Consider the following 20,544-nt stretch of genomic DNA (forward strand, 5'->3'; position numbering starts at 1 on the left):
CGCAACCTTCCGCATGAGTTGTCCCCGACGTCCCTGGAACCCCTGGCCAGGGCGGACACGTAAGGTTAGCCGCCACGGACGGTGATCTTGGGCAGGGTCGGGCCGTTCGACCGAGCGGACAACTTCCGCCCTTTCCGTGCGGGTTCAGTCGACCATGTCGACGGCCCGTAGACGCGTGCGATACGCCGGTGCCTGGCGAGCCGCTTCCCAATAAGCCGCCCGCAGGTCGGGAAGGACCGTTTCCAGGACGGGTGTCGAGCGCGCGGCCAGCAGCAGACGTACGGCCACGGGGTCGCCTTCGAGGGGCCGGATCGCCATGTCGGGGCGGCCGCGGGACGTGGGCTGGCAGAGCGTCACCACGTCGCCGGTCGTGACGAGGGTCGACGCGGTGAGGTAATCGCCGTGCAGGACACGGGGGTTGACGCCCGCGGCGCGGAACGCCCGCAGCAGGCCGTCCCATTCGCCGTCCACCGTGGGGTCGATCATCCAGCGGTCCTCCGCCAGATCCGCGAGGCGGACGACGGGGCTGCGGGCCGCCGGGTGGTCCGCGGGCAGGGACACGTACTGGGGTTCGCGGTCGACGAGGACCGCGCAGGCCAGGCCCTCCGGGATGTGCAGCGGGGAGCCCTCCACCTCGTGGACGAAGGCGACGTCCAGCTCGCCCGCCGCCACCATCCGCAGCAGCGCGTGCGCCGAGACGTCCATCCGCAGCGACGGCTCGTGCGGGGAACTCGCGCGCAGCCGGCGCAGCCACCCCGGTATCGCGCGGCTCGCCGTGGAGCCGATGCGCAGCAGGCCCCCGGCGCTGTCGGCGGCCGTCGCGCGGGTCTCGTCGATCAGCGTCCGCAGGCCGTCCACCAGCGGTCTGGCGCGGGTGAGGAGGGTGCGGCCGAGCGGGGTGGCGCGGCAGCCGGTGCGTTCGCGGACGAAGAGGCGGCCGCCGATGAAGTCCTCGATGCGGCGCAGTTGGGTGCTGAGCGCGGGCTGGGTCATGCCGAGGTGCCGGGCCGCCTTGTGCAGGCTGCCGGTGTCCTCGATCGCGCACAGAGCGCGCAGGTGCCGCACTTCCAGCTCCATGGAAGGTGAGCGTAGAACCGTCCCGTGAGCCGCACCAGGGTCAACTGGTGGGTGATAACGCCGGGTTATCGGTAGTTGGCATCTGTATCAGGGGGCGCTTGCGCACCACACTCTCACGCATGGACATGACACCCCCCACATCTTCGTCATCCTCCGCATCCACCACGGCGCCCGTTTCCCGGCGGTTGTTCGCCTGCGCCGTCGGCGTCGGGCTCGCCGTCGCCGGTCTCGCGGCGAGTCCCGCCTCCGCGGCCCCCACCGCGCAGGGCGCGCACTACGCCGGTTCCGCCGAGGAGGCCGCCGCCAACAAGGCGTTCTTCGAGGCCGTCGTGAAGTCCGTCGCCGAGAAGCGCGCCGCGAACCCCGGCGCCGCGTCCGTCACCGTCACGTACGACGCCTCGCAGGCGCCCACCTTCCAGCAGCAGATAGCGAACAGCACGTCGATCTGGAACTCCTCCGTGTCGAACGTGAAGCTCCAGGCCTCGTCCGGCGGCGGCGACTTCTCCTACCGCGAGGGCAACGACTCGCGCGGCTCGTACGCGTCCACGGACGGGCACGGCAGCGGCTACGTCTTCCTCGACTACGCGCAGAACCAGGAGTACGACTCCACGCGCGTGACCACGCACGAGACCGGCCACGTGCTCGGGCTGCCGGACCACTACGAGGGGCCGTGCAGCGAGCTGATGTCCGGCGGCGGTCCGGGCCCCTCCTGCACGAACGCCTATCCGGACGCCAACGAGAAGGCACAGGTCGAGAACTTGTGGGCCAACGGCTTCGCCAAGGCCCTGCGCAAGGCGGAACTCGCGCTGCGCTAGGGCCCTTCTGACGGATCTTGCTGGAGTCGCGGGGCCTGGCACGCACATCTGCGGCGTTGTCGTCGGTTGCCAACGCTCCGCGTTGACGCCCTCCTCCGCCTTGCAGCTGCACGCACCAGGCCCCGCTCGCGGAGCCGAAGAATGCGGCCTCCCAGGCCCAGCCTGATCCGTCAGAAGGGCCCTAGCCGCACCGCCAGCCGCACCGACAGCCGAGGCGTCCGGCCCGGCCCCCACCCGCGACCTGACCGCGGCGGGCCGTCGTCTCCCGCACCGGCCGCTGCCCGTCTCCCCATGGGCGGCGGCCCGGTGCGTTCAGCCGTGCAGCGTCAGGTCCACCAGGAGCGCCCGGTGGTCCGTGTCCGCGAGGTCGACGAAGCGGGACGTGTCCGCCGAGAAGTCGGACGTGACCAGTACGTGGTCGATCTGGGTGCCCAGCGGGCCCGGTGCCGTCGACGGCCAGCTCGGTGTGCGGGCGTGGCCGGTGACGCGGGCCGCGTCGTGCAGGGCGCCCGCGTCGAGGATCCGGCGGAACGCCGCGTGGTCCTGCGTCGCGTTGAAGTCCCCCGCCACGATGGCGGGCCCGCGCGTGCGCCCCGCCACGTCCGCGAGCCGCCCCAGTTCGGTCTTCCAGACGCCCACCTGGTCGGGCAGCGGCGGCATGGGGTGCGCGAGTTGCAGCCGCACCGCGTGGCCCCGTACGTCGGCGGTGGCGGCCGGCATGCCCATCGCCCCGGGCACCGCGGGCGCCGCCCTCAGCGGGAACGCACTGAGGATCACCGAGCCCTCCGAGCCGTCCGCCGCCACGGCCCGGCGGTGCGGGTAGCGGGTGCGCAGCGACTCGCGGTCGAGGGCGTCTTGGCAGGCGGCGCCGCACTCGGAGACGAACACGATGTCGGGGCGGTGCCGGGCGAGCGTGTCGATCAGCGCGAAGGTGCCGCGGCTGAACTGGACGTTGGACGCGAGCACCCGGACGCCGGAGACGGGCGCGCCGTCCGGTTCGCCGTCCGTCCCGTACGGCTCCAGGTACCAGGCGAGCGCGCCGAGCACGGCCACGCCCCAGACGAGACCGGTACGCCAGCGGGAGAGCAGCGCGAGAAGCAGCGCGGCGGCCGTCGGGGCGATCAACCAGGGCAGGAACGCGAGGAGTTGAGGGACCGGGGTGAACGCGTCGCGGTCCGCGGCCCGGCAGCCGACGACCACGCTGACCAGCGCCAGCAGCAGCGCCGCCGCCCACGCCCCCGCCCGGTGCACGCGGCGGCGCCCGGCCTCCCGCGGCGCGTACCGCGGGGCGCCGGGCGCCTCGTCCGTGATGTACCGCTGCTCCAAGGTCCGGCCCCCGTCCCCGCTCCCGTACGCGTGCCCGTCTCCGCCGGAGCGGAGCTTCCCAGGCTAGCCGGGGGCGCCGGCCGTCAGGCCGGTTTGGCGGCGCGCGGTTCGGCGGTGCGGCCGTGGTCGGAGGCGAGCGCCCAGATCACGAAGACGCCGATGCCGATGGAGATGAGCGACCACACGGGCGCGTACGGCAGGAACAGGAAGTACTCGACGACGTAGAGCGCGCCGAAGGCGATGCCCGCGCCGCGCGCCCAGTCCTTGTCCTTGAGCACGCCCCAGCCGGTGACGGCGACGAGCGCGCCGATGACCAGGTGGATCCAGCCCCACGTGGTGAGGTCGAAGGCGTACACGTAGTCGCCGATCCGGCTGTAGACGTCGTCCTTGGCGATCGCCGCGATCCCGTTGAGGACGCCGAGGCAGCCGCTGACCAGCATCAGGACGCCGGCGAAGAGGGTGCCGCTCGCCGCCCAGTCGGTGCGGGGCCCCGTGCCGCGGGTGGGGTCAGGGCCGGGCGTGCGGTGGGCCTGGGACCAGGTAGATGTCTCGTTCTCCGGCGGTGTGTTCGTCATGGGCGCGCCTCCTCGTGTCACGGGAATGCTCGCGCCGCAGCCCCCGTACGGCATTCCGGGCGCGCCCGAACGGGTGCCTGCCGCCCCACACCGCGAGCGCCACCACCAGCCCCACCGCCACGAGCACCCACGACGCGGTGCGCATCGGCGAGGTCAGCGCGTCGTAGACCGCCCCGGCCGCCGCCTTGTTCGCGGCGCCGGAGATGTCGTCCAGGGTCAGGGCGCGGGCGAGCGGCAGGGCGATGAGGAGCGCGGCGGCGCCCAGGGCGACGCCGAGGGCCGTCGCGGCGAGCGCCCGGCGGCGGCGGACGGCCAGGGCGAGGCCCAGGGCGGCGCAGACGACGGCGGCCAGGGGCAGCCACAGGCCCGCGCGTTGCAGCAGGTGGAACCCCTGGCGCAGACCGGCGAGGTCGTCGGCGGACAGCAGGGTGATCTCGGTGTGGGCGACGGGGATCCGGGAGGCGAACGGCACGCCGTCGTCCTCCAGTTGCCGCTTGACCTGCTCGGTGACGGGCGCCAGATCGAGCGTGACCGGGCCCGTGGCGCCCTCGTCGAGGGCCTGCTGCACGGCGTCGTGGGCGGCCCGGTTCGCGGTGTTCCAGGCGTCCTGGAAGGCGTCGGTGTCCGTGAACGAGACGACCGCGTCGCGCAGGTACTCCTCAAGGGCCGGGGCGAGGGCGCCCAGGTCGACGCTGTCCATGACGCCGCTGGTCACCGCGTCGGCGACCGCGCCGCGTACGTCCTCGTCGCCGGCCAGCGGCGCCATCGTGGACACGTACCGGTCGCTGTCGCCGATCTCGTACTTCGCCCACGTGGAGAGCGTGCCGAGGGGCACGAGGAGGCAGGCGAGGACGAGCAGGACGGCGGAGGCGGTTCTTCGGATCACCGTCCCAGGCAAGTCCCCGCCCGCGCGGTGCGCGAGCGGGGTGCGTGCAGACGGACCACCGGGTCCCTACTTGCGGTTGTACAGGCGCATCGTGACGGGGCCGAACACGGCGATCAGCAGCGCCGCCCAGCCCAGCGTCCACAGCACCTCGGCCGTCGGCCAGTCGCCGTCCATCAGGCCGCGCACGGCGGACGCGGCGTGCGTGACGGGGTTGTTGTTGACGAAGGCCTGGAGCCAGCCCGGCATCGTCTCGGGCTTCACGAAGATGTCGCTGAGGAACGTCAGCGGGAAGATCACCATCATGCTGACGCCCATCACCGACTTCTCGGTGCGCAGCAGCAGCCCGAACATCGTCCAGATCCACGAGAACGCGAAGGAGAACACCAGCAGCAGCGCGACGCCCGCGACGACCCCGGGGAAGCCGCCGCCCGGCCGGAAGCCCATGATCAGGCCGACCACGAGCATCACGACCGACGCGATCGTGTAGCGCAGGGCGTCGCCGAGCAGATAGCCGACCATGACCGCGGGGCGCCAGATCGGCAGCGTACGGAAGCGGTCGAAGACGCCCTTCTCGATGTCGGTGTTGACCGAGACGCCCGTGTACATCGTGATCATCACGACCGACATCACGAGGATGCCGGGCAGCAGGTACTGGATGTACTGGGTCGGGGAGCCGGCCAGGGCGCCGCCGAACAGGTACGTGTACATCAGCACCAGCATGATCGGGAACGCGGTGACGTCGAAGAGCTGCTCCGGCACGTGCTTGATCTTCAGCATGGCGCGCCAGCCGAAGGTGAGCGACGCCGCCAGGGCGCTGGGCCGGGGCGGGCGCTCCTTGGCGATCAGCAGCTCGGCGAGGGACGCGGCGCTGACCGGGGCGAGTTCCTGCGCCTCGGCGCTGGGGGTGGTCGTGGTGCTCATGCCGTCGCCTCCTCGGGCGCCTGGTCCTGCACGGGCTGGTCGGTGAGGGCCAGGAACACCTCGTCGAGGCTGGGCTGGCCGAGGGCGAAGGTGTCCACGATGATGCGGGCCGCCGCCAGTTCGGCGAGCGCGCGGGAGGCCTGCTCGGCGGCGTCCCGGCCGTTCGCGGCGCCGCCCACGCGGGCGGTGAGGGCGACGGGGTCGGGCTCCAGGACCACCTGGGCGTCGAGCACGGTGTTCAACAGCCGCTCGGCGTCCGGGCGTTGGTGCGCGTCACGCAGCCGTACGTGCACGGAGCCGGAGCCGACCGACGCCTTCAGCTCGCCCTTGGTGCCCTCGGCGATCACCCGGCCCCGGTCGATGACGGCGATCCGGGACGCCAACTGGTCGGCCTCGTCGAGGTATTGGGTGGTGAGCAGGACCGTCGTGCCCTGCGCGACGACGGCGCGGACGATCTCCCACACCTGGTTGCGGCTGCGCGGGTCGAGCCCCGTGGTCGGCTCGTCCAGGAACAGCAGGTCGGGGGTGTTGAGGATGGACGCGGCGATGTCGATGCGGCGCCGCATGCCGCCCGAGTAGTTCTTCACCTGGCGGCCCGCCGCCTCGGACAGGCCGAAGGCGGACAGCAGCTGGTCGGCCCGCGCGGCCGCCGGTTTCCTGCCGTGCCCGGTCAGACGGGCCAGCAGCACGAGGTTCTCCTGCCCCGTCAGGTCCTCGTCCACGGAGGCGTACTGGCCGGTGAGGCTGACGCGGCAGCGGACCGCGTCGGCCTCGCGCACCACGTCACGGCCGAAGACATGGGCCTCGCCCGCGTCGGGCCGCAGCAGCGTGGCGAGCATCTTGACCGTGGTGGTCTTGCCCGCGCCGTTCGGCCCGAGCACGCCGTAGACGGTCCCGGCCGGGACGGTCAGGTCGACGCCGTCGACGGCGCGGTTGTCGCCGAAGGTCTTGACGAGGCCCGCGGTCTCGATGGCCAGGCCGTGGGTGGTGGCGGTGGTGCTCATGTCGGGTGCCCCTCTCGGTCACGTCACAGGAGAGACCGGTCCCGGCGCCGGAACTCATCGGCCGGGCCGCCGGCTGCCGGGGCGGGGCCGCCGGGTCCGGCCCGGGGCGCCGGGGCCGTGGATCTCCGGTGGAGCACTGGGCCGATCGGGTGTTTCCTGGACGTGGGGGCGTCAAGATCCTGGGCCACCCGAGGAGGCCGATCATGCGCCGAACCACTCCCGCCCTGGCCGCCGCCGGGCTTCTGGCGGGCGGCGTGCTCGCCGTCACGGCCGCGGCGCCCGCCACCGCCGACAGCGGCGTCGTCTGGGGGACCGTCGTCTCCCACTCGGACCTGAACCTGCGCTCGGGCCCCAGCACCTCGTCGTCCGTCGTGTACCGGCTCGCGCCGGGCAGCCAGGACCGTATCGAGTGCGCCACCGACGGCTCGTCCGTGCACGGCACCACGACCTGGTACTGGTTCACGGGCGCCCGCGGCTGGGCCAGCGCCGCGTACGTCGACACCGGCGGCCACGGCGTGCCGAGCTGCGACTCGCGGGCGCCGTCCGACGGGCCGCGGCACGATCACGACCACGGCCCGAGCGGCTGGTGGTACCGGGAGACGGAGACCCGGGAGTTCGGGGTCTGGTACTAGAGGTACTAGAACGTACGTTCTAGGTCCGGCCGGAGGGTGCGGTCACACCGGCGCGTACTCGCTCGCCGAGTAGTACCGGTAGTACGTCCCCACGAACGTCGCCGCCGCGGCGAACAGGCCGAGCACGGCCGACCAGATGACCCCGGAGTCGGAGAGGCTGTGCAGGAAGCCGACCGCGATCCCGGCGAACGCGCCCCAGGCCCCGGCCCGCGCCACGAAGTGCCGGCCCGCCTGCCGCTTCGACCACTGGTGGATGCCGAAGCACAGGGCCGCCACCAGGATCCCGGTGACGAACCCGAGCGCGATGTTGCCGCCGGTGACCGCACTGCCGTAACGGTCGATGTTCGCCGCCCAGAAGCCGTACGCGACGCCGGCCAGAACGGGGACGACGACCGCCGCGCTCGCGGGGGAGAGGGCCGCGCCGCCGGTGCCGGGGCGTCTCGGGGCGGGTGCCGCGTGCTGAGCCATGACAGGCTCCTTTCCGGTAGTCCCCCGCCCCTCCATTGACCGCTCGCGGCGCCCGCCCCGCAACATGCGCACCGGGGCACCCCGTGTTTCGCTGAGCGCATGAACATCCTGCTCCTGGGCGCCACCGGCATGGTCGGCAGCCGCATCGCCGCCGAGGCCCTGGGCCGCGGCCACCGTGTGACCGCCGTCAGCCGCTCCGGGGACGCGCCCGTCGCCGGGGTCACGCCCGTCGCGGCGGACGTCACCGACGCCCGGCGGCTCGCGGAACTCGCGGGCGGGCACGACGCCGTGGCCTCCGCCCTGTCGCCGCCCCGCGACGGCTCGGACCCCATCGCGCCGTTCCTCGCGCTCTACGAGTCCGTGGTCGACGGGGTGCGCGCGTCGCAGGTCGCGCGGCTCGTGGTGGTCGGCGGGGCGGGCAGCCTGGAGGTCGCGCCCGGCGAGGCGCTCGTGGACCAGCCGGGCTTCCCCGACGCCTACCGCGGCGAGGCGCTCGCGCACCGGGACGTGCTCGCGTACCTGCGCACGGTCGACGACCTCGACTGGACGTACATCTCACCGGCCTCGGAGATCGGCCCGGGGGAGCGCACGGAGGAGTTCCGGATCGGCGGCGACCGGCTCATGACGGACGCCGACGGCGCCAGCCGGATCAGCGCCGAGGACTACGCGCTGGCGTTCGTCGACGAGGTCGAGCGCGACGCGCACTCCAGGAAGCGCATGTCGGTGGCGTACTGAGCCGCGGGCTCCGGCCCCCGCTCCTGCTCCGGACCGGACGCGGTGGCCGACCGGTACCGGTACAGCCCGGCGTCCGCCTCGTCCAGGTACGGCGCCCGCCGCGCGGTCCTGCGGATGACGGTGATCGCGGTGTCGTCGCTCGGCGGCCCGTGCCGGTGCGCGCCCAGGTCCGCCGCGAGCCGCCCCAGCAGCGTCGCGGGCGGCTCCTTCGCGGTGCGCGCGTCCACCAGGCGCGGCAGCCGCTCGCGCACGGGGTAGAACGTGCCGTCCGCGTCCCGGCACTCGGTCACGCCGTCGGTGAAGAGGATCAGCGAGTCCCCGGCCGCGAACGGGATCCGGGCCACGCGGGGTGCCGCGCCGCTCAGCTCCGCCATGCCGAGCGGCAGCCCGGTGGGCAGGTCGGGGGTGCGCACGTCGCCGTCGGCGGTGACGACCAGCGGGGGCTCGTGCCCGAAGCTGACGACATCGACGTACTCGGCGGACGCGGGCGGGAAGTGCAGCAGCAGGCCCGTGGAGAACGCGTCGGGGAGTCCCTCGTCGTCGGTGATCCGGTTCCAGGCGCTGTAGCGCCGCATGGCGACCTCAAGGCGCCGCGCCACCTCCTCGATCCGCTCCTCGTGGTACGCCGCCTCCCGGAACGCGCCGAGCAGCCATGCCGACGCCGACACCGCGGGCAGCCCCTTGCCGCTGACGTCGCCGAGCACCGCGCGCACCCCGTGCGGCGAGGGCTGGAAGTCGTACCAGTCGCCGCCGACCCGGGCCGCGCGGGCGGCGGGCTGGTAGAGGTCGGCGAGCCACAGGTCCTCGACGTGCTCGGGCAGGCTCCGCATCACCGCGCGCTGGGTGGCCTCGGCGATGTCGGTGAGCGCCTGGACGCGGCTGCGCTGCTCCTCCCTGCGGCGCGCGATGAGCACGCCCAGCAGGCCGCCCGTGCCGATCATCAGCGGGCCGAGCACCGCCCAGTCCCCGACGGTCGGCAGCGGCGCGAAGAACTGGAGGCCGATGTAGACGCAGACGAGCAGCCCGGTGACGACGGCGGTGACGCCCACGGACGCGAGGACCGCCACGAGGATCGGCACCAGGCCGAGCAGGGCGCGCGCCCGGAAGTCCGAGGGCGTCGCCAGGTCGAGGGTGACGATGATGAGCGCCAGCACCGCGACGAGCAGCACCACGGCACGCCAGCCGCCCGCGGGGCGGGCGGTGGAGGGTGCCGCGCCACGGGTCGCGTACTGGTAGTAGCCGCTGGGGCCACCGGAGCTGCCGAATGCCATCACATATGAGCATGCGGGGCATTCGTCGCGGCGCGTAGGGACCAAGGTCCGTACCCGGCTGAGACCCTCGTCTCAGTGCACCGTCTCAGTGCGCCGTCTCAGTGCACGGGGACCGTGACGAACCGTGACGTGACGTGCAGGTCGGCCGCGATGCGCGCCGCGGTCTCCGTGAGCGCCGCCGCCCACGCCGCGTCGTCCCCGCGGCCCTGGTGCGCGGTGACGTCGAGGGCGGACACGACCCGGCCCGCCCGGTCCCGCACCGGCACGGCGACCGACCGCAGCCCGGCCTCGGGCCCGTCGGCCGCCGCCCGCTCCCCGCCGTCGCGCAGCAGCCGCCCGGCCGCCGTGTCCGTGGCGGGCAGCCGGGAGCCGACGCCGATGTCGACGCTCATGACGCGGCGCGGCGCCACCCGCGCCGTGCACCGCACGGCCGCGCCGTCCGGCACCGAGAGCCCCACGGACTCGCCGAGCCGCTCCGACAGCGCCGCCAGGTGCGGGGCGGCGATCCGGGGGAGCGTGGTGCGGGACAGCGGCGCGCACCCGAGCGCCAGCACGCGCGGCGTGAGCCGGTAGGTGCCGTCCTCGCGGGTGACGTAGCCGAGGTGCTCGTACGTGATGAGGGCGCGGCGGGCGGTCGCGCGGGCGAGGCCGGTGGCCTGAGCGATCTCGTTCAGGCGCTGGGCGTGGGTGGCGGTCAGGACGCGCAGGCCTCTGGCCAGGGACTGGATCGTTGCGGGAGCGTCCGCCTCGGCCACGGGGCTCCGCCCCGGACCCCGCTGCTCAATCGCCGCAGGGGCTTGATAAGCCCGCAGCGCGGCTTCCATTCCGCGCACGCACGTCCCCAACGCCTCCCGCACCGCCCCCGCCAGCTCCCCGGCGGCATGCCGGCTCGTGTGGCTGACCACGCTCACCGCGCACGCCACCGCCCCGTCCGGCCCCCGCACGGGAACCGCCACGGCGACGAGGCCCGGTTCCACGAGCTGGTCGTCGACCGCTTCGGGGAGGCCGTCGCGGAGCACGAGGCCCGGTGCGCAGCCGGCCATCGGCAGGGCGTCGCCCACCCGGAAACTGATGGACAGGGCCCGCCTGCGCAGCACCTGGTGGACGAAGCGGATGGCGTCGCCGTCGGGGACCGCGATCGACACGGACTCGTCGAGCTCGTCCGCCAGCCGGTCGGCGAGCGGCCCCAGCGGCTCCGGCACCCGCAGCGCGTCCAGGCAGGCGTTGGCGACGGCCATCAGGGGCGGCGCCAGCGAGGCGTCCCGCCCGTCGAGGCGTACGAAGCCCAGGTGGGCGAGGGTCGCGCAGATCCGGTCGACCGTGGCGCGGGCCAGGCCGGTGGCGCGGGCGAGTTCGGCGAGCGCGAGCGTGCCGTCCGCGTCCGTGAGGCGCCGCAGCACGTCGAGGCCGCGCATCAGCGGGGCCACGGCCTCGGCGGGCGGCTGCGGGGTCACGGACGGGGACGGCACGGTCGGTACTTCGAGCACGGGGCCACGGTAAGCGACCGGGCCCGCTCAGCGGCCGAGCAGTTCGACGATCCGGTCGAGGGTCGCCGGGGCGAGGTGGCGGCGCAGTGCCTCGACCACGTCGTCCGGGGTGCCCCGGCTGTCGATCTTGATTACGCCGTAATCGCGGCCCCGCTTCTCCTTGCGAGCGGCCGGGACCGTCGCGGTGGCGTCCGGCTCGCCGGGGAGGGTCTGCTCCTCCTTCGGCAGGCGGGCGATGCGGCGGGCGTCCTCGATGGAGACGCGGCCGTCGGCGAGCGCCTCCTGGATGTCCTCGCGCAGCTTCATCAGCGACAGGCGCTGCGAGATGAAGCCCTGTGTCTTGCCGATCCGGGCGGCGACCTGGCGCTGCGAGTAGCCGTAGGAGGTGATCAGGCCCTGGATGGCCTGCGCCTGCTCCAGTTCCGTGAGGTCGTCGCGCTGCACGTTCTCGATCAGCGCGTCCTCGTCGGACCGCGTCGCGTCGTCCCTGACCAGCACCGGAACCTCGTCGAGGCCCGCCATCCGGGCCGCCGCGAGCCGCCGGTGACCGTGCAGCACGACGTACGGGGCCCCGCCGACGGCCTCCTTGTGGTGCGGGCGGGCGGCGAGGAAGACGGCCGCGGGGACGACGCCGAGGGCCTGGAGGACGCCGCGTTCGCGCACGGTCTCGGCGAGGCCGTCGAGGTCGCGCAGCTCGTGGCGCGGGTTGTCCGGGTTCTCGGCGAGGTCGCCGAGGGGGACGGTGAGCGGCTTGGTGTCGGGGCGTCTGCGCCCGGCGGGCGCCGCGCCCTGCTCGGCGGCCGCCTCCTTCTCGGCGGACAGCAGCGAGGACAGGTCGGTACGGCGCCCCATCAGACGTTCACCTTCTTCGTGGCCGGCGTGGCCTTCGCGGTCTTCGTGGTCTTCGTGGACTTCGCGGCCTTCGCGGCGGGCTTCGTACGGGAGGTCTTCTTGCTGCGGGCCGGTGCCGGGATCGCCGCGAGGCCGACCTCCAGGGCGAGCCGGAAGAAGTCCTCGCGGGCCTGCATCGCGACCTTGTTGGCGCCGTACTGCGTAACGACGAGGCCGTCCGCGCTGGCCCGCGTGTGCAGCTTGTAGTGGCGCACGACGGTGCGCGCGAGCGGCCAGCCCTGCGCCTCGACGAACGCGCGGGTCTGCGTCAGGTCGGCCTTGCCGTCGCGCGGGTCCCAGTTGTTGATGACCACGCGGAACGGCAGCCCGCGCGGCTTCACGACGCGCTCCACGGTGCGCTGCGTGGGCTGGAAGCCGAGCGGTTCCGGCTCGATGGGGACGATGACGTCGGTGGCGTTGGAGAGGACCGCGCGCAGCGCGTCGGCGGCGGCGCCCTTGCCGAGGGGGTCGTCGCCGTCGTCATCGGCGAGGTCGAGCCAGCCCGGGGTGTCGACGAAGACGTGCTCGGCGGAGGGGATGCGGGAGAGCGCGGCGAGCCCCGACAGGTCGTCGTGGGCCTGCACGAAGTCGAAGGGGAGGCCCTCGCCGACCCGCTCCGACCACCACACGGCCGAGCCCTGCGGGTCGATGGAGACGGCGACGACCGGCGGGCGTTCGGCGTCGGGGGCGCCCGCGCCGAGCACGTCGGCGGTGACGGCCGCGAGGTTCACGGCGAGCGTGGACTTCCCCACGCCGCCCTTCTGATTGAGGATCACGTGTACGCGTGCCACGAAAGCTCCCTGAGTCCCTCGGTCCCTGAGCCCCTGAACCACGAAACGGAAAATCCGCCGCATTTGGGGCAGTTGTCCGTGGTCACTCTGGCAGCGTGGGCGCCGCGGGGCGGGGTGTACACGCCGGGGAGCGCAGCCCCCGCAGCAGCAGGGGCGTCGCGAGCAGCAGCACTCCGGCGAGCGCGAGCGCCCCGCGCGTCCCGATCAGCGCCGCGCACCCGCCCCACACCAGCGTCAGCGCGGCGGTCAGGGCCCGCTGGGTGACGGTCCACGCGGACAGCACCCGCGCCACCCGGTCGTCGTCCGTGAGCCGCAGCCGCTCGGCCGCCATGACCGGCGCGAAGACGGCGCAGCAGGTGATGAGGCCGAACTCCACGCCCACCACGAGGAGCATCCCCGTAACGCCCGGCCCCACGAACGCGAGCCCGACCGGCCAGCACGCCCGCGCCGCCCCGCTCACCAGCAGCACCCGCCGCTCCCCGTACCGCTGCACGAGCCGGGTGGCGAGCCGGGAGCCGAGGAGGCCGCCGAGGCACGGGAGCCCGAAGACCAGGCCGTAACTCCAGGGGGCGAGGCCGAGGTCGTCGAGGAGCAGCACCGCCATGAGCGGGGAGCCCACCATGATCAGGGCGTTGACCAGGCCGGTGTTGAGGAACAGGGCGCGCAGCCGGGGCTGTCGCCACAGGTGCCGCCAGCCCTCGGCGACCTCGGCGGCGCTGAACCGCCCGCGGGCGCCGCGGGCGGGCTCGGGTTCGGGGGCCCGGATCGCGCGGACGGCGCCCGCCGACAGGACGTAGCTGACGGCGTCCAGCAGGACCGTCGTCAGCGGCCCGAACGCGCCGATCAGCGCGCCGCCCAGCGGCGGCCCCACGGCCGTCGCGGTCCACTGCGTCGACTCGAAGCGGGCGTTGGCCGGCAGCAGCCCCTCCGGTGGCACCAGCGCCTTCAGATGGGCGCCGCTCGCCGCGCGGAACACGATGTCGGCGGCGGCCACGACGACGGAGACCAGGACGAGCTGGACGAAGGTGAGCGCGTCGAGGGCGTATGCGAGGGGCAGCGTGAGCAGCGCCCCGCAGCGCACCAGGTCGGCGAGGATCATCACGGGCCGCTTGCGCCGGAACTCGATCCACGGCCCGAGCGGCACCGCGAGCAGCGCGCCGACCGCGAGCCCGGCCGCCGCGAGGAACGACACCCGCGCCGCGCCGCTGTCCAGCGCCAGGACGGCGACCAGCTGGAAGGCGTCGAGCGCGAGCCACGATCCGGCGCTGCTCGCCGCGAAGGCGGCCCACAGCCACCCGAAGTCCCGCCCGAGCCGCATGCCCCGCCCTCCCCGTCCCGCGCCGCCGACCGGGAGATGCGGCCGACCGGGAGATACAAGCGCCGGGGGACACGCCGCGGCAAACAACCGGCACGACCTCCCGTACAACCAGTGGTTGTATGGAGGCGTGGACCTCGCGCACCTCGACCTCCAGCACGTACGCACCTTCGTCGCCGTCGCCGACGAGGGGCAGATCCAGGTCGCCGCCGCCGAACTCGGCATCACCCAGCAGGCCGCCTCCAAGCGCGTCGCCGCCCTGGAGCGCGGCCTCGGCGTGCGCCTGTTCACCCGCACCCCGCGCGGGGCACGCCTCACCCTCGACGGCGAGACCTTCCTGCCGCCCGCGCGGGAACTGCTCGCGGCGGCCGGGCGGGCCGCCGACTCCGTGCGCGGCGGCGGGCGCCCGCTCCGCGTCGACGTGCTCGGCGCCAACGTGATCACCAACGGGGTCGTCCAGGACTTCCACCAGGCCCACCCCCACCTCCCCCTCGACGTCGTCGCCCTCGGCCAGGACGGCGGCGCCGCGCTCACCGCCGTACGGGACGGGCGCCTGGACGCCGCGTTCTGGACGCGGGCCGTGCCCGAGGAGCGGCTGCCGCGGGAGGTACGCAGCGCCCGCGTCATCGACGAGCCCGCCGTCCTCGTCACCGGCACGGCCCACCCCCTGGCCGGCCGGAGCGAGGTCACGCCCGCCGAGCTCGCCGGCCACCGGATCTGGATGCCCGGCCTGGCCGAGGGCAGCGAATGGGCCGCGTACTACGCGGAGTTGGCGCGCGCCTTCGGCCTCGCCATCGACACCGGCGGCACCCGCTTCGGCGGCGGCCACCTGCTGCGCACGGTCGCCTCCTCGGACGACGTGGCCACCATCATGGGCACCCGCACCCCGCTGACCCGCCCCGCCGGCATCGAGCTGCGGTTCCTCCCCGTACGCCGCCCCACCCCGCTCTACCCGCTGTCGCTGCTGTGGCGGCCCGACAACGCGCACCCCGCACTCCGGGCGCTCCTCGCGTATCTGACGGCCCGGTACGAGGCGCCGGACGGCGGCGACTTCTGGATGCCGGACTGGGCCCGGTGAGCGGCCCGGCGAACCCGCCGGTAGCCCACACGGGCGGCCACCACATGCGTGAGGCGGCGGGGGACCGCAGGCTCGGACCATGCGCATCCGTACCCCCCTCGTCGCCACCACCGTCGCCGCCCTGCTGGCCCTGACCGCCTGCGGGGACGACAGCGAGCCGGACCCCATGCGGGACGACCAATGGGCGCTCGACGCGATGAACCTCCCCGAAGCCTGGGACACGTCGAAGGGCGACGACACGGTCATCGCCGTCGTCGACTCCGGCGTCGCCACCGACCACCCCGACCTCAAGGGCCGCCTCGTCGACGGATACGACTTCGTCGACGGCGACGACGACCCCAAGGACCTCAACGGCCACGGCACGCACGTCTCCGGCATCGCCGCCGCCCACACCGACAACGGCGTCGGCGTCGCGGGCGGCGCACCCGGCGCCAAGATCATGCCGGTGCGTGTCCTCGGCGCGAACGGCTCCGGCTCCAACGGCGACATCACCAAGGGCATCGTCTGGGCCGCCGACCAGGGCGCCGACGTCATCAACCTCTCCCTCGGCGAGGGCGTCCTGATGACGAAGCTGCTCCAGGGCGGCATCCTCAACAAGGCCATCCAGCACGCCCACGACAAGGGCGCGGTCGTCGTCGCCGCGGCCGGCAACGACGGCGCGGACACCCAGCCGTACAAGGTGCGGACGCCGGTCCTGGTCGTCGGCGCCAGCACCGAGAAGGGCACGGCCGCCGACTTCTCCAACTTCGGCGCCGAGCAGGCCGTCTCGGCGCCCGGCGAGGACATCCTCTCCACGCTGCCGACGTACAGGACGAAGGAGACCCTGAAGGACACCTCCGGCTACGGGAAGCTGTCCGGTACGTCGATGGCGGCGCCCTACGTCTCCGCGCTCGCGGCGCTCCTGCACCACCAGGGGCTCGACCCCGACGAGATCATCTCCACGATCCGGGGGACGGCGGCCAACCCGAAGAACATCGACAAGCTGGGCCTCGGCATCGTGGACGCGCAGGCCGCGGTGAAGAAGGCGGCCAAGGACTCGTAATCAGTCGGCAGGGGTGCTTTCGCCGTTCCCGTTGCGGCGGCGCATCTGGCGCATGCGGAACACGGCGGCCAGGACGATGAGCCCGACGCCCGCCGCGACCACGGCGATCGCCCCGGACGACACGGACGTCACGTCGACCTCGAAGGTCATCTCGTCGCCCCACGGCTTGCCGTCGCTCGTCGTGTAGAGCCGGGCCGTCAGCTGCGCCTTGCCGTTGGCCTTCGCGGTCACGTCGATCTGCGAGGTGTGGCTCGCGGAGCCCGCGGCGGACACCGCGATCTCGCCCTCGTTGACCCGCAGGCGCTCCGAGTCGCTGGACGTGACGCGCAGTTCGAGCCCGGAGACCGGCTGCTGGAGCGCGTTGTCGACCGTCACCGGGATCGAGGCGTCGCCCGAGGTGACGGTCACCGTCGTCTTCGGCACCAGCCGCAGCGACGTCACGGACGTCGACAGGAAGTCCGTCGTGCGCCGCTGGAACGTCCGCTGCGCCGCGTCCTCCTCCGCCCGCCACGCGGTCGACAGGGCGCGGGCCATCGCCGCGTGCACGGACGCGGTGGTGGTCTTCGGATCGGCGAGCACCTTCGACAGCGTCGCGAGCCGGTCCAAGTCGCCCGCCGCATCTGTCAGTTGCTCCTTGCCGAGCTCGCCGCCGCGCAGCTTCGACGGGTACGCGGCAGGGGACCCGGCCGTGCCGTCCACCGGGTCGTCGCCGGCCGCGCGCAGGTCCTCAAGGTCCAGCCAGCCGTCGTCGGTGCCGGTGTCGATCGCGGCGCCGAGCGCGTTCGCCGCGGTGCCCGACAGATTGCGGGGCGGTACGACGACGGGGCGGGCGTTGGCCTTGAGCAGCGCGGTGACGTGGTCGACGGTGGCCTCGTCGGGCTCGTCCGCGCTGCTGGACGCGGACGGGCTGGGGCTCGGGGAGGGCGACGTGGAACGGCTCGCCGACGCGGACACGGACGGGGTCGCCGAGGGCTCCGGGTCCTTGACGCGGGCGAGGGCGGTCGTGAGGTCGGCCTCGTAGGGCAGCGCCGTCAGCTCGTCGTCGCCGCTGCCCAGGGTCACCGGGTCGGTGTCCGCCGGGGTGAGCCCCTGCCCGGAGGCGAGGACGCGGGTGATGCCCAGCTTCGGGCCGAGCGCGGCCACCCGGGAGTCGAGCGCGCCGTCGGCGGGCCAGCCGAGGCCGGTGCGGGCGCCGGTGCCGAGGATCCGGTCGACGCGCTTCGTGGCGTCGGCCGCGAGCCCGGACACCACCTCCGTGAGGTCGTCGGTGTCGGTGCCGGGGTGGTGGGCGAGCGAGGCGAGGTCGGTGTCGGCGTACGGCAGGAGCCACACCTCGCGGCCCTTCACGGCGTCCTTCAGGGCGGCCAGCCAGGCGCGGGCCGCGCTCGCGCCGGTGCCCTCCGTGGTGTCCTGCGGATTGGTGGAGTCGGCGGACTCCGCGACGCGGTAGCCCGTGGACATCTGTTGCGCGGCGAGCACCAGGTCCGGGTCGAGGACCCAGGTGACGTCGCGGTCCTTGCCCGCGTCGACGACCTCGCGGAGGCGGCCGCCCCGGGCGAGGAGGCCGGCGAGCGAGTCGTCGTCGAAGACGGCCTTCGCGGCGGAGCCGGAGCCGAGGGCGGCGGCCGTCATGTGCGGGGTCGCGGTGACCGGCCACACGACGGTGGCCGGTACGGGGTCGTCCGCCGCGGTGGCCTCCGGCGTGGTGCCGGGGAGGGCGGTGGCGCCCAGTGCCGCGGCGGACACGATCCAGGCTCGTGCCGTGCCGTATCCCGCCATGTCGCTCCGCCTCCACCCGTACGGTTCTTGAGGTGCCGCATTCTCCGTCCCGGAACCCACCCCTCCGCGTACGTCCACCCCTGTGGCGCGTCGGTCACGCCCCCCCAACCATGGGGCTCCGCCCCATACCCCGCTCCTCAATCGCCGGAGGGGCTCCATATCCCCCAGGTCGGGCTCGTCTTGAAGGTCCTGTCGAGATTCGGCGGCGCATGCCCCCATCAAGCCCCTGCGGCGTTTGAGCCCCGGCCTGTCAGCCCCGCCGGCGTTTGAGGCGCGGGGTTCGGGGCGGGGCCCCGGTTTGTCAGCCTCGCCGGCGTTTGAGGCGCGGGGGGCGGGGCGGAGCCCCGGGGTGCCGGGGGCGGTCCGGTCGGGGCTGGGCCCGGGTCGCCCGATAGAGTGCGGCTCCGACGTTGACGCCCTTGACGCCCCACGAGGAACCGGCAGTGACCCCCACGCACCCGCACCCCCGGAGGGCCACCGTCGTAGGGATCGGCGCCGACGGCTGGCCCGGCCTCCCCACCCCCTCCCGCGAAGCCCTCCGCACCGCGGACATCGTCCTCGGCGCCCCCCGCCACCTCGCCCTCCTCCCGGAGGAGTGCCCCGCCGAACGCGTCCCCTGGCCCTCCCCCCTGCGCCCCGCCGTCCCCGGCCTTCTCGCCCGCTACGCGGACCGCCGCATCGCCGTCCTGGCCAGCGGCGACCCGATGTTCTACGGCATCGGCCGGGCCCTCACCGAAACGCTCGGCGCCGACGCGCTGCACGTCCTGCCGCACCCCTCCTCCGTGGCGTACGCCTGCGCCCGCCTCGGCTGGCCGGTCGAGGAGACCGAGGTGGTCACGCTGGTCGGCCGCCCCGCCGACCGGCTCGCCGCCGCGCTGCACGACGGCCGCCGCGTCCTCGTCCTGTCGGCGGGCGCCGACACCCCCGCCGAGGTGGCCCGCCTGCTGACCGACCGTGGCTTCGGCCCGAGCCGCCTCACCGTCCTGGCCCGCCTCGGCGCGCACGACGAGGACCGGCACGAGGGCGTGGCCGAGACCTGGACGCACGCGCCCGGCGACCCGCTGAACGTGGTCGCCGTCGACTGCCGCCGCGCCCCCGACGCCCTCCGCCTCGGCGCGGCACCCGGCCTGCCCGACGCCGCGTACGAGCACGACGGCCAGCTCACCAAGCGCCACGTGCGCGCCGCGACCCTCGCCGCGCTCGCGCCCGCCCCCGGCGAACTGCTGTGGGACATCGGCGGCGGCTCCGGCTCGATCGGCATCGAGTGGCTGCGCACGCACCCGTCCTGCCGGGCGTACGCCGTGGAACGCGACGCGGACCGCGCCGCCCGCATCGCCCGCAACGCGGCACACCTCGGCGTCCCGGCCCTCACGGTGGTGACCGGCGCCGCACCCGAAGCGCTGGCCGAACTCCCGCCGCCGGACGCGGTGTTCATCGGCGGCGGCCTCACCGCGCCCGGCCTGCTGGACGCCTGCTGGGCGGCGCTCGCACCGGGCGGCCGCCTCGTGGCCAACACGGTCACGCTCGAATCGGAGGCGCTGCTCGCCACCTGGTACCGGCGCCGCGGCGGCGAACTGGTGAAGCTGTCCGTCGCGCACGCGGTGCCGGTCGGCGGCTTCACGGGGTGGCGGCAGGCGATGCCCGTCACCCAATGGTCCGTAACGAAGACAGGGGTTGGACAGGCATGACGGTCTACTTCATCGGGGCGGGCCCCGGCGCCGCCGACCTGATCACGGTGCGCGGCGCCCGCACCCTCGCGGACTGCCGGGTGTGCCTGTACGCGGGTTCGCTGGTGCCGCGCGAACTCCTCGCGGAGTGCCCGTCGGACGCCCGGCTCGTCGACACGGCGAACCTCGATCTCGACGCCATCGAGCGGGAGTTCGTCGCCGCGCACGAGGCGGGGCACGACGTGGCGCGGCTGCACTCCGGCGACCCGTCGGTGTTCAGCGCGGTCGCCGAGCAGATGCGCCGCCTCGACGCGCACGGCATCCCCTACGAGGTGGTGCCCGGCGTACCCGCGTTCGCGGCGGCAGCGGCGGCCCTCAAGCGGGAGCTGACCGTTCCCACCGTCGGGCAGACGGTGATCCTCACGCGGATCGCGCAGCAGGCGACGCCGATGCCGGCCGGCGAGGACCTGGCGACGCTCGGGGCGTCCGGCGCGCTGCTGGTCCTGCACCTCGGCGCCCGCTACGTCGACCGGATCGTGTCGGAGCTGGTCCCGCACTACGGGGAGGACTGCCCGGCGGCCGTCGTCGCGTACGCGAGCCGCGAGGACGAACTCGTCCTGCGCGGCACGCTCGGCGACATCGCGGCGCAGGTGAAGGAGGCCGGGGTGCTGCGCACGGCGGTGATCCTGGTGGGCCGCACGCTCGGCGCGTCCCAGTTCCGCGACAGCCACCTGTACTCGACGGAACGCGACCGCCACACCTGCTGACCCGGGGCTCTAGGCTG

Annotated in this window: 20 protein-coding genes; 7 read left to right on the forward strand and 13 right to left on the reverse strand. The window is 74.3% G+C overall.

Translation table 11 applies throughout. The features are described 5' to 3' along the window. Positions 1–144: 144 nt before the first annotated feature. Positions 145–1,077, reverse strand: coding sequence for a LysR family transcriptional regulator (locus ACYBSK_RS00470; RefSeq protein ID WP_460244793.1), 933 nt, complete (start codon positions 1,075–1,077; stop codon positions 145–147). Positions 1,078–1,202: 125 nt separating this feature from the next. Here ACYBSK_RS00470 and snpA point away from each other — a divergent pair, with 125 nt between their 5' ends. After that, positions 1,203–1,892, forward strand: a complete 690-nt coding sequence (snpA, locus tag ACYBSK_RS00475; protein ID WP_460247180.1) for a snapalysin — start codon at positions 1,203–1,205, stop codon at positions 1,890–1,892. Between the two features lie 312 nt (positions 1,893–2,204). On the opposite strand, the gene ACYBSK_RS00480 is transcribed toward snpA, so the two are convergent. The 5 genes from ACYBSK_RS00480 to ACYBSK_RS00500 all read right to left on the reverse strand — a co-directional run bounded on the left by ACYBSK_RS00480 (position 2,205) and on the right by ACYBSK_RS00500 (position 6,604). Further along, a complete protein-coding gene (locus ACYBSK_RS00480) occupies positions 2,205–3,218 on the reverse strand; it encodes an endonuclease/exonuclease/phosphatase family protein (RefSeq protein WP_460244794.1) in 1,014 nt (337 codons plus the stop codon). Between the two features lie 83 nt (positions 3,219–3,301). Then, the gene (locus tag ACYBSK_RS00485; RefSeq protein WP_460244795.1) at positions 3,302–3,793 is read right to left on the reverse strand and encodes a DUF7144 family membrane protein; all 492 of its coding nucleotides are present in this window, start codon (positions 3,791–3,793) and stop codon (positions 3,302–3,304) included. Beyond that, the gene (locus ACYBSK_RS00490; RefSeq protein WP_460244796.1) at positions 3,726–4,679 is read right to left on the reverse strand and encodes a hypothetical protein; all 954 of its coding nucleotides are present in this window, start codon (positions 4,677–4,679) and stop codon (positions 3,726–3,728) included. The genes ACYBSK_RS00485 and ACYBSK_RS00490 overlap by 68 nt, the downstream gene beginning before the upstream one ends. A gap of 66 nt (positions 4,680–4,745) precedes the next feature. Further along, positions 4,746–5,600 (reverse strand): ABC transporter permease, encoded by an 855-nt coding sequence (locus ACYBSK_RS00495; protein ID WP_460244797.1) that lies wholly within the window; start codon positions 5,598–5,600, stop codon positions 4,746–4,748. Continuing rightward, positions 5,597–6,604 carry an ATP-binding cassette domain-containing protein gene (locus ACYBSK_RS00500; protein WP_460244798.1) on the reverse strand — a complete coding sequence of 336 codons (1,008 nt, stop codon included), beginning with the start codon at positions 6,602–6,604 and terminating at the stop codon, positions 5,597–5,599. The genes ACYBSK_RS00495 and ACYBSK_RS00500 overlap by 4 nt, the downstream gene beginning before the upstream one ends. A gap of 203 nt (positions 6,605–6,807) precedes the next feature. On the opposite strand from ACYBSK_RS00500, the gene ACYBSK_RS00505 reads away from it, so the two are divergent. After that, positions 6,808–7,236 carry an SH3 domain-containing protein gene (locus ACYBSK_RS00505; protein ID WP_460244799.1) on the forward strand — a complete coding sequence of 143 codons (429 nt, stop codon included), beginning with the start codon at positions 6,808–6,810 and terminating at the stop codon, positions 7,234–7,236. 42 nt (positions 7,237–7,278) lie between these two features. Here ACYBSK_RS00505 and ACYBSK_RS00510 read toward each other — a convergent pair whose 3' ends face one another. Beyond that, a complete protein-coding gene (locus tag ACYBSK_RS00510) occupies positions 7,279–7,704 on the reverse strand; it encodes a hypothetical protein (RefSeq protein ID WP_457474805.1) in 426 nt (141 codons plus the stop codon). 99 nt (positions 7,705–7,803) lie between these two features. On the opposite strand from ACYBSK_RS00510, the gene ACYBSK_RS00515 reads away from it, so the two are divergent. Further along, the gene (locus ACYBSK_RS00515) at positions 7,804–8,439 is read left to right on the forward strand and encodes an NAD(P)-dependent oxidoreductase (RefSeq protein ID WP_457474806.1); all 636 of its coding nucleotides are present in this window, start codon (positions 7,804–7,806) and stop codon (positions 8,437–8,439) included. On the opposite strand, the gene ACYBSK_RS00520 is transcribed toward ACYBSK_RS00515, so the two are convergent. From ACYBSK_RS00520 to ACYBSK_RS00540, 5 genes are all read right to left on the reverse strand, one after another. Then, positions 8,367–9,710 carry a PP2C family protein-serine/threonine phosphatase gene (locus tag ACYBSK_RS00520; protein ID WP_460244800.1) on the reverse strand — a complete coding sequence of 448 codons (1,344 nt, stop codon included), beginning with the start codon at positions 9,708–9,710 and terminating at the stop codon, positions 8,367–8,369. The two genes, ACYBSK_RS00515 and ACYBSK_RS00520, sit on opposite strands and share 73 nt — an antisense overlap. Before the next feature lie 98 nt (positions 9,711–9,808). Continuing rightward, the gene (locus ACYBSK_RS00525; protein ID WP_460244801.1) at positions 9,809–11,197 is read right to left on the reverse strand and encodes an IclR family transcriptional regulator domain-containing protein; all 1,389 of its coding nucleotides are present in this window, start codon (positions 11,195–11,197) and stop codon (positions 9,809–9,811) included. Positions 11,198–11,224: 27 nt separating this feature from the next. Next, on the reverse strand, positions 11,225–12,049 hold the full coding sequence (locus tag ACYBSK_RS00530; protein ID WP_460244802.1) for a ParB/RepB/Spo0J family partition protein: 825 nt from the start codon (positions 12,047–12,049) through the stop codon (positions 11,225–11,227). After that, a complete protein-coding gene (locus tag ACYBSK_RS00535; RefSeq protein WP_460244803.1) occupies positions 12,049–12,879 on the reverse strand; it encodes a nucleotide-binding protein in 831 nt (276 codons plus the stop codon). Before ACYBSK_RS00535 ends, ACYBSK_RS00530 begins: the two co-directional genes overlap by 1 nt. Positions 12,880–12,961: 82 nt before the next feature. Continuing rightward, positions 12,962–14,197: an MFS transporter gene (locus tag ACYBSK_RS00540; protein ID WP_460244804.1), complete on the reverse strand. Its 1,236-nt coding sequence runs from the start codon at positions 14,195–14,197 to the stop codon at positions 12,962–12,964. A gap of 127 nt (positions 14,198–14,324) precedes the next feature. On the opposite strand from ACYBSK_RS00540, the gene ACYBSK_RS00545 reads away from it, so the two are divergent. Together ACYBSK_RS00545 and ACYBSK_RS00550 are read left to right on the forward strand one after the other, a co-directional pair. Beyond that, positions 14,325–15,272 carry a LysR family transcriptional regulator gene (locus ACYBSK_RS00545; RefSeq protein ID WP_460244805.1) on the forward strand — a complete coding sequence of 316 codons (948 nt, stop codon included), beginning with the start codon at positions 14,325–14,327 and terminating at the stop codon, positions 15,270–15,272. 79 nt (positions 15,273–15,351) lie between these two features. After that, on the forward strand, positions 15,352–16,314 hold the full coding sequence (locus tag ACYBSK_RS00550; protein WP_460244806.1) for a S8 family peptidase: 963 nt from the start codon (positions 15,352–15,354) through the stop codon (positions 16,312–16,314). Here ACYBSK_RS00550 and ACYBSK_RS00555 read toward each other — a convergent pair whose 3' ends face one another. Further along, positions 16,315–18,093, reverse strand: coding sequence for a DUF6049 family protein (locus ACYBSK_RS00555; protein ID WP_460244807.1), 1,779 nt, complete (start codon positions 18,091–18,093; stop codon positions 16,315–16,317). 443 nt (positions 18,094–18,536) lie between these two features. On the opposite strand from ACYBSK_RS00555, the gene cbiE reads away from it, so the two are divergent. Both cbiE and cobM read left to right on the forward strand, forming a co-directional pair. Then, positions 18,537–19,781 (forward strand): precorrin-6y C5,15-methyltransferase (decarboxylating) subunit CbiE, encoded by a 1,245-nt coding sequence (cbiE, locus tag ACYBSK_RS00560; protein ID WP_460244808.1) that lies wholly within the window; start codon positions 18,537–18,539, stop codon positions 19,779–19,781. Next, on the forward strand, positions 19,778–20,527 hold the full coding sequence (gene cobM / locus ACYBSK_RS00565; protein ID WP_457474816.1) for a precorrin-4 C(11)-methyltransferase: 750 nt from the start codon (positions 19,778–19,780) through the stop codon (positions 20,525–20,527). Before cbiE ends, cobM begins: the two co-directional genes overlap by 4 nt. Positions 20,528–20,544: the final 17 nt, after the last annotated feature.

The organism is Streptomyces sp. BYX5S (assembly GCF_054724165.1).

Coding starts and splice junctions, on each gene's coding strand:
- ACYBSK_RS00470 (WP_460244793.1), bottom strand. CDS start 1,077: ATGGAGCTGGAAGTGCGGCACCTGCGCGCTCTGTGCGCGATCGAGGAC.
- snpA (WP_460247180.1), top strand. CDS start 1,203: ATGACACCCCCCACATCTTCGTCATCCTCCGCATCCACCACGGCGCCC.
- ACYBSK_RS00485 (WP_460244795.1), bottom strand. CDS start 3,793: ATGACGAACACACCGCCGGAGAACGAGACATCTACCTGGTCCCAGGCC.
- ACYBSK_RS00495 (WP_460244797.1), bottom strand. CDS start 5,600: ATGAGCACCACGACCACCCCCAGCGCCGAGGCGCAGGAACTCGCCCCG.
- ACYBSK_RS00500 (WP_460244798.1), bottom strand. CDS start 6,604: ATGAGCACCACCGCCACCACCCACGGCCTGGCCATCGAGACCGCGGGC.
- ACYBSK_RS00505 (WP_460244799.1), top strand. CDS start 6,808: ATGCGCCGAACCACTCCCGCCCTGGCCGCCGCCGGGCTTCTGGCGGGC.
- ACYBSK_RS00510 (WP_457474805.1), bottom strand. CDS start 7,704: ATGGCTCAGCACGCGGCACCCGCCCCGAGACGCCCCGGCACCGGCGGC.
- ACYBSK_RS00515 (WP_457474806.1), top strand. CDS start 7,804: ATGAACATCCTGCTCCTGGGCGCCACCGGCATGGTCGGCAGCCGCATC.
- ACYBSK_RS00520 (WP_460244800.1), bottom strand. CDS start 9,710: ATGGCATTCGGCAGCTCCGGTGGCCCCAGCGGCTACTACCAGTACGCG.
- ACYBSK_RS00530 (WP_460244802.1), bottom strand. CDS start 12,049: ATGGGGCGCCGTACCGACCTGTCCTCGCTGCTGTCCGCCGAGAAGGAG.
- ACYBSK_RS00540 (WP_460244804.1), bottom strand. CDS start 14,197: ATGCGGCTCGGGCGGGACTTCGGGTGGCTGTGGGCCGCCTTCGCGGCG.
- ACYBSK_RS00550 (WP_460244806.1), top strand. CDS start 15,352: ATGCGCATCCGTACCCCCCTCGTCGCCACCACCGTCGCCGCCCTGCTG.
- ACYBSK_RS00555 (WP_460244807.1), bottom strand. CDS start 18,093: ATGGCGGGATACGGCACGGCACGAGCCTGGATCGTGTCCGCCGCGGCA.
- cobM (WP_457474816.1), top strand. CDS start 19,778: ATGACGGTCTACTTCATCGGGGCGGGCCCCGGCGCCGCCGACCTGATC.